14 protein-coding genes and 1 other annotated feature are annotated in these 14,488 nt (G+C 36.3%); of the genes, 2 read left to right on the top strand and 12 right to left on the bottom strand.

The window, feature by feature from the left end:
• Positions 1-74: 74 nt before the first annotated feature.
• Both TY13_RS03520 and TY13_RS03515 read left to right on the top strand, forming a co-directional pair.
• Positions 75-1,157 (top strand): type III polyketide synthase, encoded by a 1,083-nt coding sequence (locus tag TY13_RS03520; protein WP_042471740.1) that lies wholly within the window; start codon positions 75-77, stop codon positions 1,155-1,157.
• Complete coding sequence (locus TY13_RS03515) at positions 1,157-1,681, top strand: isoprenylcysteine carboxyl methyltransferase family protein (RefSeq protein WP_042471737.1); 525 nt, start codon at positions 1,157-1,159, stop codon at positions 1,679-1,681. The genes TY13_RS03520 and TY13_RS03515 overlap by 1 nt, the downstream gene beginning before the upstream one ends.
• Before the next feature lie 78 nt (positions 1,682-1,759).
• Here the strand turns inward: TY13_RS03515 and TY13_RS03510 are convergent, their stop codons facing one another.
• The 12 genes from TY13_RS03510 to TY13_RS03455 form a co-directional block, all read right to left on the bottom strand.
• A complete protein-coding gene (locus TY13_RS03510; protein ID WP_042471734.1) occupies positions 1,760-2,989 on the bottom strand; it encodes an EAL and HDOD domain-containing protein in 1,230 nt (409 codons plus the stop codon).
• A 331-nt stretch (positions 2,990-3,320) separates the two neighbouring features.
• Entirely contained in the window at positions 3,321-4,550 is a 1,230-nt protein-coding gene (locus TY13_RS03505; RefSeq protein ID WP_042471732.1) for an EAL and HDOD domain-containing protein, read from the bottom strand.
• 233 nt (positions 4,551-4,783) lie between these two features.
• A complete protein-coding gene (ileS, locus tag TY13_RS03500; protein WP_042471730.1) occupies positions 4,784-7,543 on the bottom strand; it encodes an isoleucine--tRNA ligase in 2,760 nt (919 codons plus the stop codon).
• Between the two features lie 255 nt (positions 7,544-7,798).
• Positions 7,799-8,025 (bottom strand) — a binding site (T-box leader).
• 76 nt (positions 8,026-8,101) lie between these two features.
• A complete protein-coding gene (locus TY13_RS03495; RefSeq protein WP_042471728.1) occupies positions 8,102-8,623 on the bottom strand; it encodes a DivIVA domain-containing protein in 522 nt (173 codons plus the stop codon).
• 94 nt (positions 8,624-8,717) lie between these two features.
• Positions 8,718-9,506, bottom strand: a complete 789-nt coding sequence (locus TY13_RS03490; RefSeq protein WP_042471726.1) for a YlmH family RNA-binding protein — start codon at positions 9,504-9,506, stop codon at positions 8,718-8,720.
• Positions 9,507-9,570: 64 nt separating this feature from the next.
• Positions 9,571-9,831, bottom strand: a complete 261-nt coding sequence (locus TY13_RS03485; RefSeq protein WP_042471725.1) for a YggT family protein — start codon at positions 9,829-9,831, stop codon at positions 9,571-9,573.
• Positions 9,832-9,853: 22 nt separating this feature from the next.
• Positions 9,854-10,348, bottom strand: a complete 495-nt coding sequence (locus tag TY13_RS03480; protein WP_042471723.1) for a cell division protein SepF — start codon at positions 10,346-10,348, stop codon at positions 9,854-9,856.
• Between the two features lie 16 nt (positions 10,349-10,364).
• Complete coding sequence (locus TY13_RS03475; protein ID WP_042471722.1) at positions 10,365-11,033, bottom strand: YggS family pyridoxal phosphate-dependent enzyme; 669 nt, start codon at positions 11,031-11,033, stop codon at positions 10,365-10,367.
• A gap of 210 nt (positions 11,034-11,243) precedes the next feature.
• A complete protein-coding gene (locus TY13_RS03470) occupies positions 11,244-11,483 on the bottom strand; it encodes a PRC-barrel domain-containing protein (protein ID WP_042471720.1) in 240 nt (79 codons plus the stop codon).
• 219 nt (positions 11,484-11,702) lie between these two features.
• Entirely contained in the window at positions 11,703-12,476 is a 774-nt protein-coding gene (sigG, locus tag TY13_RS03465; RefSeq protein WP_042471718.1) for an RNA polymerase sporulation sigma factor SigG, read from the bottom strand.
• 91 nt (positions 12,477-12,567) lie between these two features.
• Positions 12,568-13,272: an RNA polymerase sporulation sigma factor SigE gene (sigE, locus tag TY13_RS03460; RefSeq protein WP_042472399.1), complete on the bottom strand. Its 705-nt coding sequence runs from the start codon at positions 13,270-13,272 to the stop codon at positions 12,568-12,570.
• Positions 13,273-13,288: 16 nt separating this feature from the next.
• On the bottom strand, positions 13,289-14,113 hold the full coding sequence (locus TY13_RS03455) for a sigma-E processing peptidase SpoIIGA (RefSeq protein WP_042471715.1): 825 nt from the start codon (positions 14,111-14,113) through the stop codon (positions 13,289-13,291).
• Between the last annotated feature and the right edge of the window lie 375 nt (positions 14,114-14,488).

Raw genomic sequence — 14,488 nt, 5'->3', positions numbered from 1 at the left:
ATATATGAAATTTGCATGTTACACCTTCTTCGTTGCATACATTACAGCATACTTGAATTGGAGGGAAAATCTATATGCCTAAAATATGTTCAATTAGTACATATAAAGCACCTCACACATTAACACAGCAAAATGCACAGCAATTAACGAAAGAGCTATTCCAGCAGCACATGCCTCGATTGGAAAGATTATTAAAAGTTTTTCATAATGGGGGCATTGAAACAAGGCAGCTCTGTGTGCCAGCAGAATGGCATCGCACACAGCGGTCATTTGCGGAGCGCAATCAATTATATATGGAATTAGCAACACAGTATAGTGTTGAAGTAATCCAACAATGCTTATCGAATGAACATTTCCTTACCTCGCCTGTTACCCCATCCAGCATTGATGCCATTATTTTCGTCAGCACAACTGGATTAGCAACACCAAGCATCGATGCACGCGTTATGAATATATTACCTTTTTCTGATCGATTAAGGCGCATGCCTCTTTGGGGGCTTGGCTGTGCTGGTGGGGCAGCAGGTATTAGTCGAGCATTTGATTATTGCAAAGCATACCCAACTGCTAAAGTACTCGTCGTTTGTGTAGAGCTTTGTAGCTTAACATTCCAAACTGAGGATATACGCAAAAGCAATATCGTTGGTGCCTCATTATTCGCTGACGGAGCCGCTGCTGTTCTAATATGTGGTGATGAAGCAGATGTCGAACTGCGATGTGCTGTCCCCCACATTATTCATAGCGCCTCTAAATTATTGCCAAACTCTGAGCAGGTAATGGGCTGGGATGTACAAAATAGCGGCTTGCATGTCATTTTTCAAAAAAGTATTCCGGCTATTATTAATAGCTGGCTACGCCCTTTTATAACGGAATTTTTAGAGGAACAATACTTAACAGAACGAGATGTTGCCTATTTTATCGCTCACCCTGGTGGCAAAAAAGTGCTTGAGGCTTATGAACAAGCATTATTCCTAACAACTGAGCAAACGGCAGTTGCTCGCGCGATTTTACAGCAATTCGGTAATATGTCCTCACCTACTGTGCTTTATGTACTAGAACAATTTATGTTACAAAATAAAGAGTCTTATAAATTCGGCTTACTTGTTGCACTAGGACCTGGCTTTTGCGGTGAAGCTGTACTGGTAGAATGGGGGACGTAATGATGGTCTATTTATTTATATTAATTGTTATTTTACAACGCTTTGCGGAGTTAATCATTGCACGCAAAAATGAGCGTTGGCTACGTGCAGAAGGAGCTTATGAAGTAGGAACTTCACATTATCCATACATGCTTGCAATGCATAGCAGCTTTTTTATCGTCTTAATTTTAGAAGTCACACTCGAAAAAATTGTACTATCTCCTTTATTTTCATTATTGCTACTACTGTTTATCCTTGTTCAAGGATTACGCATATGGTGTATATATTCTTTAGGGAGATTTTGGAACACAAAAATTTTCATTTTACCGAATGCTCCAGTCATTCAAAAAGGACCTTACCGTTTTTTGCGTCACCCTAATTATATCGTTGTCAGCCTGGAAATTCTTTTATTGCCTTTCATGTTCCAAGCTTATTTCACTGCATTCATCTTTACGTTGTTAAATGTTATCATTTTATCTGTGCGTATACCGATTGAGGAACGTGCGCTTAGGCAAGCAACTAATTATAATGAAGCATTTAAGTAATAATGACTTGAAACTGTATTGAGCCGTCAGGGAATATAGCTGTTAACCAGTTTTTCCAATGGTCTCATTACAGTTTTTTCAAAATGATTTTTCTGCCCAACTCAATGCTTCACTATATAGCTCGTCCATCTCATAAACATCCAGCCCTACATCAGCACCAAGTAGTTCAAGTTTATCCCATTCTAATTTGCTTAATGCGATACTAAACTGTAAATAAGGTGTCATTTCTGTGGGCTGACCTAAAAGCGTATGAATAACCCTTTCAGATAGTGGTAATCTTTGCACAATTTCTTCTAAAGTGCTTCTTAACAAAGTATCAATTAACGAAAACATACCTGTTAAAAAATATTCAGATGGATTTTGCTTATTATTACGCTTCGCCAGCATTTCACAAACTTTTGCCCTAAATAAAGAGGAGCGTATTACCTCTTCGAAAAACTCCTCATCATTTTCTAATTGCCGCTCACTCATCGCAACAAAATAAATCCATTTTCGTAAATTTGGTATACCGATCATTATAATCGCTTGTTTAATTGACTGTATTCTCGATTTTACTTGTCCTGTTGTATTATTAATCATCTTTAACAGCTTATATGTAAGCGATAAATCTCGTTCAATATTCTCCGCTATTAACTGCACATTAGGCTCCCTTTCATTTAATAATAGCAATGTATTTAAATATTGAATCGTATTTGGAGGGATGCTCGTTCCCGTAAGAATTTGTGGCTTTTCAAAAAAATAGCCTTGAAACAGCTCATAGCCTGAAGCTTGTGCAACATTAAATTCGTCATGTGCCTCTACCTTTTCAGCAAGTAATTTGATATTTGGAAATTTCTCTTGTATTTTTCTCTCGACTTTATAGCGCTCTGCCATTGAAGAAAGCAAAAAATCAATTTTTATATAATCCACATATCGAAACAGCTCATCATAGCCTTTCACTTGCTCATTTAAAATAAAATCATCCAAAGCTATTTTAAAGCCCTTTGTTTTCAATTCATATACACGTTTCACTAAATTAGGCGTAATCGGCACATCTTCTAAAATTTCAATAACTACTTCTGAAGGCTTCAAAAAATCTGCAATGGAGCTTTCCAATAAATTTTTTGTAAAATTTATAAAGACTGGCTTCCCTCTCGTCACTTTTTCTGTGCCAATTAGCAAAAATGAATTTACCAACACTTCGATTGTCGCTAAATCCGAATCAATAACTGGGAATGCGTTTATATCTTTATTGCGATACAGTAGCTCATAGGCAACAATCTGCTTTTTAGCATTAAAAATCGGTTGTCTTCCAACAAAAACTTCCATTCCACTTTCCTTTCTTGAATAAAATTATCTTTTTAACTAATTATTCCAATTTTAGTTTTAGTAAATCTAATATTTAAATATTACAGTACAGACCTAAACAATTACTGAACATAGTTAGAATTTACTTTTACAGACCGATTAGGGTTCCTTATTTCCCCATCAATCGAATAAAATCATAAAAAAGCCCGATTAGATAAGTTTACCTAACCAGGGCATATTAATAGCTATTATTATTTTGAGTTAATTTGGTGGAACTTAACCTATATATACTCTTCCAAATGCTTAAGTAAGTGAAATTTTTTTGTGAGACCTATCTTAAAATTTTAGAATTCTATAATGATTTTTCTGCCCAAGTTAGAGCCTCGTTATACAACTTATCCATCTCATGTATATTCAAACCTATATTCTCTCCCAATGCTTCGAGCTTCTCCCATTCTAATTTGTCGAGTGCTATCGTAAATTGTAAGTATGGTGTCATCTCTGTTTGTTGATCTAAAAGTGTATGAATTACATTATCAGATAAAGGTAATTTTCTTAAAATTTCTTCTAAAGAGTTGTTAAGCAATATATTAATCAAAGAAAACATACCTACTAAAAAATATTCTGAATGATTTTGCTTACCATTACGCTTCGCTAATATTTCGCAAACTTTTGCCCGAAATAAAGATGCCCGAATAACTTCCTCAAAAAACTCCTCGTCTCCATCCATTTGTTGTTCACTCATTGCTACGAAATAAACCCATTTTCTTAAGTTTGGTATGCCAATCATCATAATTGCTTGTCTTATAGAATGAATCCTTACCTTTACTTGCCCTGTTGCATTATTGATTATTTGTAGCAATTTATAAGCTAGTGATAAATCCCTCTCAAAATTTTCCGCAATCAAATGAACATCAGGATTTTCCTCACTCAATAATAGCAATATGTTTAGATACTGAATTGTATTAGGCGGAATGCTACTACCCTTGATAATTTGCGGCTTTTCGAAAAAATAACCTTGAAATAATTGATAATTTGAATCTTTTGCTGTCTTAAATTGATCGTATGCTTCAATTTTTTCAGCAAGCAGTTGAATGTGTGGAAATTTTTCTTGTACTTTCCTTTCAATTTTTCGCCGTTCTTCCAATGTTGTTGCTAAGAAATCGATTTTAATATAATCGACATATTGAAATAACTCATTATAGCTAGTCACTTCTTTATCTAAAACAAAATCATCAAGGGCAATTTTAAAGCCTTTTTCTTTCAATTCACGTACTCGTTGGATAAGTTTTGGTGTAATCTGCACATTTTCTAAAATTTCAATAACTACTTGCGAAGATTCTAAAAGCTGATCTAAGGTACTTTCTAATAAGTTTTCTGTAAAATTTATAAAGACAGGCTTTCCTCTAGTAACTTTTTCTGCTCCTATGTGTAAAAATGAATTAACTAGTACTTTAATTGTTGCTACATCCTCATTAATCATTGGAAATGCAGTTAAACTTTTATTTCGATACAATAGTTCGTATGCAATAATTTGTTTATTAGCATTAAAAATTGGCTGCCTTCCTACAAACACTTCCACTATTATTTCCCCCTTGTGTTTATACACTTTTTTATCCACAAAATAATTATATCAAACATACATTAAAAATAAGTTAAAAAGACCTAAATAAATACCTGTTAAAAAGGAAATATACAGGATAAATAATAAACCCTTGTGTGTTTTTTAGTTACATCTCCTTAATTAGAATTAAGGAAGCTTAATCAAAAAAAGCAAGCTAGAAATGGGGAACATTTCTAGCTTGCTTAAGAATATTAAACATAATATTTTTCTACAACATCTGCACAACGCGCACATAATGTAGAGTGCTTGTCATTTGTACCAACAGTTTGTGAGATCGTCCAGCAACGCTCACATTTTTCGCCCTCTGCTTTTTCAACAATAATTGCTGTTTTATCCAAGACTAATGCATGAGCAGGTGCATCTGCCTTTGCTCCCGCCACTTCAAATGCCGAAACGATAGATAATTGTGCAAAATTAATATTTTCCTCTTGTAACAATGCCGCAGTTTCCGCATCTGCATAAACAGTTAATTTTGCCTCTAAAGATTTACCAATTGTTTTGGCATTACGCGCTTCCTCTAATGCTTTTAACACTTCATCACGCACTGCGATTACTTTCGTCCACTTCGCACGTAAGCTTGCAAAATTCGCTTGCTCATCTACTTCTGGGAAGTCTGTTAATTGAACAGACACTTCCTCTTGACCTAAGTAAGACCACATTTCATCAGTCGTATGCGGTAAAATTGGCGTTAATACTTTTAATAATGTCATTAATGTTTCATACATTACTGTTTGCATTGCGCGACGATCTTTTTGATCTGTTCCCTCAATGTAAACAACATCTTTTGCAATGTCTAAATAGAATGAAGAAAGCTCAACTGCTACGAAGTTGTTCACAACTGTATAAACTGTTGAAAACTCGTAGCGGTCATACGCTGCACGTACTGTTTTCAACACTTCTTGCAGGCGCATATACATATATTGATCCATTTCGCGTAATTCGTTATAAGCAACACGGTCTGTCGCTGGGTTGAAATCAGACACATTCCCATGTAGGAAGCGTAACGTATTACGGATTTTACGATATACTTCTGAAACTTGCTTTAACATATCCATTGAAATTCTCACATCACCTGTATAGTCTACAGATGCTACCCATAGACGTAAAATATCTGCGCCATACTGATCCATTACTTTTTGTGGAACAATCGTATTGCCTAGTGATTTACTCATTTTGCGCCCTTCACCATCTAACACGAAGCCATGTGTTAATAAGCCTTTATATGGCGCATGACCATTAATCGCAACAGATGTGATTAATGATGAGTTAAACCAACCACGGTGTTGGTCAGAGCCTTCTAAATAAAGATCTGCAGGATACGCTATACCGCGCTCTACCAAGACACCTTGGTGAGATGAGCCAGAGTCGAACCAAACATCCATAATATCGTTTTCTTTTGTGAATTCACCGTTCGGGCTACCTGGATGTGTAAAGCCTTCTGGCAATAACTCCTTCGCTTCCTTTTGGAACCAAATATTTGAGCCGTTTTGACGGAATAATGCTGCTACATGAGTAATCGTTTCTGGTGTAATAATTGCCTCACCATTTTCTGCATAAAAAATTGGAATCGGAACACCCCATGCACGTTGACGCGAAATTACCCAGTCACCACGGTCGCGAATCATATTGTATAAACGTGTTTCGCCCCATGCCGGTGTGAATTCAGTCGCCTTAACAGCACCTAATAATTCGCTACGGAACATTTCTACAGATGCAAACCATTGTGGTGTTGCACGGTAAATAACAGGTTTTTTCGTACGCCAATCATGTGGATATGAGTGTGTAAAGAAGTTTAATTTTTCCAAGGCGCCAACTTCTTTTAATTTTTCAGTGATGACTTTATTGGCATCATCATAAAAAATCCCTTCAAAGCCAGGTGCTTCACTTGTATAGCAACCACGATTATCCACAGGTGATAAAACATCTAAGCCATATAATTTACCAACATTAAAGTCGTCTTCCCCGTGACCTGGTGCTGTGTGAACACAACCTGTACCAGCATCTGCTGTAACATGCTCCCCAAGCATTACAAGTGAGTCACGCTCATAAAATGGATGCGCTGCAACAACGCGATCTAATGACTCGCCCTTTAGTTCTTGTACAATTTCATAGTTTTCCCAGTCTAATTCTTTTGCAATTGTTTCTAATAAATCTTTCGCGATGATAAATTTATTTTCAGCTACTGCTACTACGACATACGTTAATTCTGGATTTACTGTAATACCAAGGTTTGCAGGTAATGTCCAAGGAGTTGTCGTCCAAATAATAAATTTCGCATCAGCTGGTACAACACCCTTTGCATCTTTAATTGCAAAGCTTACGTAAATTGATGGCGATTTTACATCTTTATATTCAATTTCGGCCTCTGCTAGCGCTGATTCTGAAGATGGTGACCAATAAACTGGCTTTAAGCCTTTATAAATATAGCCCTTCTCCGCCATTTTTCCGAAAACTTCAATTTGGCGAGCTTCAAATTCTGGCTTTAGCGTAATATATGGGTTTTCCCAATCACCACGTACACCTAAACGTTTAAATTGCTCACGTTGATTATCAATTTGCTCATACGCATACTCTTCACAAAGCTTACGAAATTCCGCAACAGACATTTCTTTACGTTTAACGCCTTTATTTGTTAATGCTTGCTCAATAGGTAAACCGTGTGTATCCCAACCTGGAACATATGGTGCATAATAACCTGTCATTGAACGGTGGCGCACAATCATGTCTTTTAACACTTTGTTTAAGGCGTGCCCGATATGGATATCACCATTTGCATATGGTGGCCCATCATGCAATACATAATGTGGTTTGCCTTTCGTACGCTCGTCTACAAGCTGATAAATGTTTTGCTCGTTCCATCTTTCTTGGATTTTCGGTTCATTTGCCGGCAAGTTTCCACGCATTGGGAAATCCGTTTTTGGCATTAATAACGTGTCTTTATACTCTACCATTTGTTTAAATTCCTCCTTAATTAAATCAATTAGACCTCGGCTAATTTTAGCTCGAATTTTTTGCGAACTGAGTAAAAGTTTACCTAAAACCGTCGCGTCGTGCAGGTCTCTCCAAAATCTGTTACATCCGCCTGGGCGTTTGTAACAACACGATACGTTGCGCGCGTGGGAGGTGTTCCTAGACTGAGTTATTCTGATTCGTGATTGTTTGTATCTCCACTAAATCAAGATAAAAAAAGCCTCTCATCCCTTATAACAAGGGACGAGAAGCTATAACTCGTGGTACCACCCTAATTTACACAAATACCTTGTGTCTCTTAGAACGCTGTAACATAGCGTTAAACGAAATTACTTACTCATAGTCATTTTCAGTAATTTAGCTCAGAAGTGATATTCTGCTTTAATTGTTTCGTCTGAGCTCCCACTATCCCCAGATCGCTAAACAGCAATTAAAACATACTGTCTTCCTCAAGTGCCATAATCAATGTGTACTCACAGTATATGAAAAACACAAAAAAACGTCAAGCTCAATAGCAAGTAATTATAGTGTAGACCAAGTTATTTTTCGTCATCTTCCCCTACTTTTATTTGCTCTTGAATATCAGTTAAATCCACATCATACTCAAGTAAATGCTCCCAGTCATCTGTACTTAATAAATCCAACTGTGCTTCTACAAGCATTTTAAAGCGGTTGCGGAAAACTTTTGACTGCTTTTTCAGCTCATCAATTTCAATTGTAATTTTACGAGCCTTTGTCAAGGCCTCGTTAACAATTCGATCGGCATTTTTTTCAGCTTCTTTCACAATTAACTTCGCTTCTTTTTGCGAATTACGACGAAGCTCTTCAGCAGCATCTTGTGCGACAATAATGGATTTTTGCAAAGTTTCTTCTAGTGTATTATAATGGTTAATTTGCTCTGACATCATTTTCACTTTTTCTTCCATTTCTTTTTTGTCACGCAAAATAATTTCATAGTCTTTTATAATTTGGTTTAAAAATTCATTTACTTCGTCCTCCGCGTAGCCGCGAAAGCCTCTCGTAAACTCCTTATTATGTATATCAAGCGGTGATAACGGCATTACATGACACTCCTTTATCCATTTCATCATTTTCGTCTATTATAAAGCTTTTATGCAATTATGAATACGGTTATTCATAAAAAACAATCAATAATTATGATTTTTGCTCTAAACGACCTATTTGTAATCGAATTTTATCCTTTTTTGTCCGTCCTTCTGTCATGAGTAGTTTGAAACGTCCGAAACCTCTAACAGAAACGATATCGCCTTCCTGCAATTCAAAGCTCACATTTTCACGTACTGTCCAATTGATCTTCACTCTACCAGCTGTCACTAAGCTTTGCGATTTTTGACGAGACACGTTTAAAACGGTTGCAATTACAACATCCAACCTCATAGAAGAAATTAAGATGAGTTGCTCCACCCATTGCTCTTCTAATTGAATAAGAGGTGTCTGCCCATCCGTCTCCTCCACATGAACTTTTACTTTTCCAATACTCGTTAAATTGGTTCTTACATAATCAGCAACTTCACTAGCAACTGCAAATTGAATTGTGCTATCCGCTACACGAATATCTCCAAATTTACTTCTATCTATACCTAGAGATAATAATGCTCCAAGAACATCTGGATGTTTTAATTGCACAAATTTTGCTGGGTAATTAACACGAAAAACTGTTATTTGAAAATCCTCTATAGTTGCATCAAAATAGCTTGGCGCAATCATTATACGCTCGCGCTCAGCTGCATCAAATAATCCTGTTGCTTTTACTTGTAAATCGTCAGCATGTCCAACAACAGCAGTTACAATAAAGCGCTGACGCGGATCTAAAAAATCAGTTAATTTAGGTGCATAACGATCCTCTACCTCACGTTGCCAGCCAATAACTTGCTCAATAAATGGCTGTTCATCCTTCCTGAAATGCTGAATTAAATGCTCCATTTTTAATCTCCATCTCTGTGTATAATAAAAGCCCCCTAGTAAGGAGGCAACTGTTTTTCCATGTTTAAATTAAGTAGCTAATAACAACCCAAACACCCTTTTCAATAAAGGACAATGCTATTATCGCTACAATTGGTGAAATATCAATCATGCCAAGCGGCGGAATGAACTTTCTGAAAAAGCCTAAATAAGGCTCAGCTAATGTTGCTAAAAAACGCCCAACTGCTGACTCTTGCGCTGCTGGTATCCACGACATTAAAACATAGCCAATTAGTATAAATCTGTAAATCAGAAAAACTTGCGGTATAATCGTTAAAAGAATCATTGTTAAGTATCCTCACTAAATTTTATATATCTTCTAAGTAGCTTGAAATTTCGCCTGTAACTTCAACATTATCTGGTGTACATAAGAAAATATCTACACCTACTCGTTGAATATCTCCACCTAATGCATAAACTGTGCCACTTAAGAAGTCAATAATACGTCTGCCTTGATCGATATCGATGCGCTGTAAATTCACAATTGTCGCACGTTTATTTTTTAAATGCTCCGCGATATCTTGTGCTTCTGCATAAACACGTGGTTCGATTAGTATTACTTTTGAGCCCTTCGACGATGCTGCCGCTTGTAGACTTACTACATTATTTATCGCTTGTATAGACGCTGGTTCTTCATGTATTTGAACTTTTCGCTCTTTTTTTACACGATTATTAACGATAGGCTTTGGCTGTTCTTGTTGCTTTGGCGGCTCATATGAATTTTTTGGTGTTGCTTGTACTGTTTCCATCTCTTCTTCTTCGTCTAAATAAAAGAAGTTTTTTATTTTATTTTTCATACTCATATTTTATCCCTTCCTTCTAGCCAACAAGAGCTGTGCCAATTCTTACAAATGTCGCACCTTCCTCAACGGCAATTTCATAGTCATTTGACATCCCCATCGAAAGTTCTGTACAAGGTGCATACGGTAGCTTTAGTGCCACAACTTCCTGCTGTAATTTTTTCAAATTTCGAAACACTGAACGTATTAGCTGTTCATCATCAGAATGCGGTGCCATTGTCATTAAGCCAACAACTTCAAGTTTTGTCATCTCACTTAAGCTACGGAGAAATGGTATTGTTTCTTCAGCAGTTAAACCATGCTTGGATTCCTCACCAGATACATTTACTTGTACAAAGCATTTAACAACATGCTCAGCTCGCTTCTCAATTTCCTCAGCTAAGCTGAAACGATCTAACGAATGCAAATAATCGATTTTATTTATTACTTGCTTCACCTTGCGTGTCTGCAATGATCCGATATAGTGCCAGTTTACAGGCTGCTCTATGGCCTCAGTTTTCGTGAGCAATCCTTCAGGACGATTTTCACCTAAATGAAGTAAACTTGCTTCAATTGCTTCATTAGTACGAGCTACATCTACCTCTTTTGTAACAGCAATGATGTGCACTTGCTGCTGTGCATTGCTTCGCTCTTGTGCTTGTTTTATTTTAATTTGAATTTGCTTTAAGTTTTCAATAATTTTCGCCATTTTATTCCCATCTTTACAACAATAATTTATTCTGCTCTAAATAGTGCTTTTAGCCAAAAATAGATAATACATGTAGTTATAATTCTCTGTAAATCTTAATCAACGTTAGAAAAACTACGCATTGTTTGAAGTTTATTTTATTTCATTGTAACAAGCCTACTGTGATTTATCAATGAATAGCTTGCTCTATATCTATTGTCCTAAGAAATCTTATGACATGACTCCCTTTACTAATATTACATCTTTACCGATTGTTAAAATATCCTTAATATCGATTTTCCTTGTTGTTTCCTCCGCTTGAAAAATGTGCAGTATTTTCTTTGGTTCTGCAACAATAAAGCCAGTAATTAGCCCACTCCTTTCACAAATTTCAGCATCTACAATGTAACCGATAAAGCGGCCACTTCCAGCTTCAATTATTTCTTTTTGCTGCGCAACAGAAAAACGCATAATATCCCTCCTAAATTACCACTGTTCCTATAAACGCTAAAAATCCACTTATAGCGAGTGCGTCTAAGTGGATTTTATCGTTATAGCCATACATATTTTGAAAAATAAATATTTATTGTACAATGCAAATGCTTCGTTTTAAATCGCATCACTACAATCAAAGTGCAAGTAGCCGTCAGGAAAATGACGCATTAACTCGCTTTTCCAACAGCCACCCTGCTACTGTAAATAGTCCGACTGCATTAGTTCAATTGCACTTTTTTCTAAGCGTGAAATTTGTGCTTGAGATATGCCTAGTGATTTAGCGATTTCTGTTTGTGTTTCGCCATAATAGAAACGTTTTGCTACGATTAGCTGCTGTCGCTCGTCTAATTTTTGTAAACTTTCCTTTACAGATACATAATCTACCCACTGATCTTCTGATACATCTCCCTTAAGTTGATCCATTAAATACATTGCATCTCCACTATCAGAATAAATTGGCTCCTGCAATGAAACCGGATCTTGAATTGCATCAAGCGCAAATAAAACATCTTCAGGCTTCATTTCAATCGCAGCGGCTAATTGCTCAATTGTTGGCTCATGTAGATTTTCGGTAATAAATCGCTCCTTTGCCTGCATCGCTTTATAAGCAATATCCCTTAATGAACGTGACACACGAAGTGCATGATGGTCACGTAAATGTCTGCGGATTTCACCGATAATCATCGGTACAGCATATGTCGAAAATCGAACATTATGCTTTAAATCGAAATGATCAATTGCTTTTAATAAACCGATACAGCCTACCTGAAATAAATCGTCTGCCTGCTCGCCGCGATATGAAAAGCGTCCTACGATACTTAATACTAAACGCAAATTGCAAATGACAAGCTCCTCACGCACAGCTATGTTTCCTGCTTGCAATTGAATAAATAACTCACGCATTTCCTCATGTTTTAAAACTGGTAGCTTTGCCGTATCTACACCACATAGCTCTACTTTTGTTCTCATCAAATATTCCCCTCCGAACAATTATCTTTCGTTCAGTTTGTCCCGGGGCAGTTTAGGCTATGCGTAAAAATGAGCGGCAAATTCATCCAAGTTATGCAATTGGCGCATTTAAATATTCTCGTAACTCAAGTATTATTTTTTTCTCTAATCTTGAAATATATGATTGCGAAATCCCTAAATGATCGGCTACTTCTTTTTGTGTCATTTCTTCCTTACCATTCAATCCAAAGCGGCATTCCATAATATATTTTTCGCGTGGATTTAAGCAATTTATTGCGCTAAACATATGTTGACGTTCAATTTTGCGTTCAACATCATTCGTAATAATGTGTACCTCGGTTCCTAAAATATCAGATAGCAATAATTCATTGCCATCCGCATCTGAGTTAAGAGGTTCATCGAACGATACTTCACCCTTCATACGGCTCGTTTTACGCAAATGCATTAAAATTTCATTTTCAATACAACGTGAAGCGTATGTTGCGAGCTTTATATTTTTTTCTTTATTAAACGTTTCAATCGCTTTAATCAAACCGATTGAGCCGATACTAATCAAATCTTCAATTGGCGTGCCTGTATTATCAAAGCGTCGTGCAATATAAACAACCAGACGCAAATTTCGTTCAATCAATGTATCTCTTGCGGATAAATCTCCATTCATAAAGGCTTCAACGACAGTTAATTCTTCTTCTCTAGTCAATGGTACTGGCAATGAATCATGTCCTCCTATATAGTATGTTCCTTTAGCAAAGAACTTACTCCAAATATTTTGCAAATACGCTACTAGTTTTTGAATCAATCATTCTCCTCCTTTATTGTTGATTGGAAAGCGCTAAAACATGAAGCATCATATCAGCTTGCTGCGGAAAATTGGCATCATTTTTTGTTAGTACGACATAATGTCCTGTCACCTTTTTTTCATTAATCGTCCATTCTGTTAAACGAAATGCAGGTACAATTGCCTTCTGCTGTACGGTTGTCAGTGGAATAAGACGGATAGATGTCAACCATTCACGTGGAAACATCGATAAATTATAAGGTGATGCTGCATCCCATGAAGTAATGGCATTATTAATGGTTGCAGGTAGCTTATCCTTAATCATACGATAGGAAATAAAATGTACCGGCTGTTGACTAATGGGCTCAGTACACATATTTCCAGTATCTATAAAGCCACGTAGCTCCAATTCTGTATCACCTAGATGTAACTTGCATGTCACTACATAGCTTGCTTGTATTTTTTGTTGCCAAAAACTCTGCCATTTTATTTCTGCCCATTTGGAGCTAAAAATAGCGAGTAAGCTACAAAGCACTATATAAAAAAGCAATGAACGACCTGCCAAGAAAGGTTGTACCGCTGTTAATAAGCCTCCTAGAAATATAGTTGCTACAACAAGTACCGCTGTTTGTTTCAGTAAAATGCGATATTTGAATGAAAAAGCAATGCCAGCTAATAAAAGAGCACTTATAACACCAATTAATAATGATGGTGAAAAAATTGCACTAATCATACCGCTTATAAAAGCAGCAAACAAAGCGCGCTTTTTCGTAATATACACATTTGTAATTTTGCTAATAAACAACACAAGTAAATAGTTAAATAGTGTATTTATAAATACAAGCCATTCGCCAACCATGTATCGCTTCCTCCTAATTAGAAGCTTACCATTAGTGCTATGTTAGAAATTGTCACTTCATTGTATTCAGTTAATAAAAAATTTAGACAAGAAAATACAAAAAAATTGGTGAAATGACAAAATGAGAGGGGGGCTACAGAAAACGTGGGCAAACACGCCTCTTTTTCTGTAGATATTGGTGTTTTTTAGAAATGTTGGTTATTTAAAAAGTAGTCATTTTCTTTGGATGGTTAAAATTTTGGATTTAAGGCCTTTTTGTTGAAATTTAAAATGGTAGGAGATTGGTTGAAGGTAGTTGCAGTGGCTAAGGTTGCCGAAAGAGATATATGTGCTTATTAGTTCTGATTTACAATAAAAAGCTAAAACTCAGTTGAT

The sequence above is a fragment of the Bacillus ndiopicus genome (genome assembly GCF_000612805.1).
GTDB classification, from domain to species: Bacteria; Bacillota; Bacilli; order Bacillales_A; family Planococcaceae; genus Metasolibacillus; species Metasolibacillus ndiopicus.
Note: the sequence above shows the minus strand (reverse complement) of the source record. Positions and strands in the feature narration are given on the sequence as shown.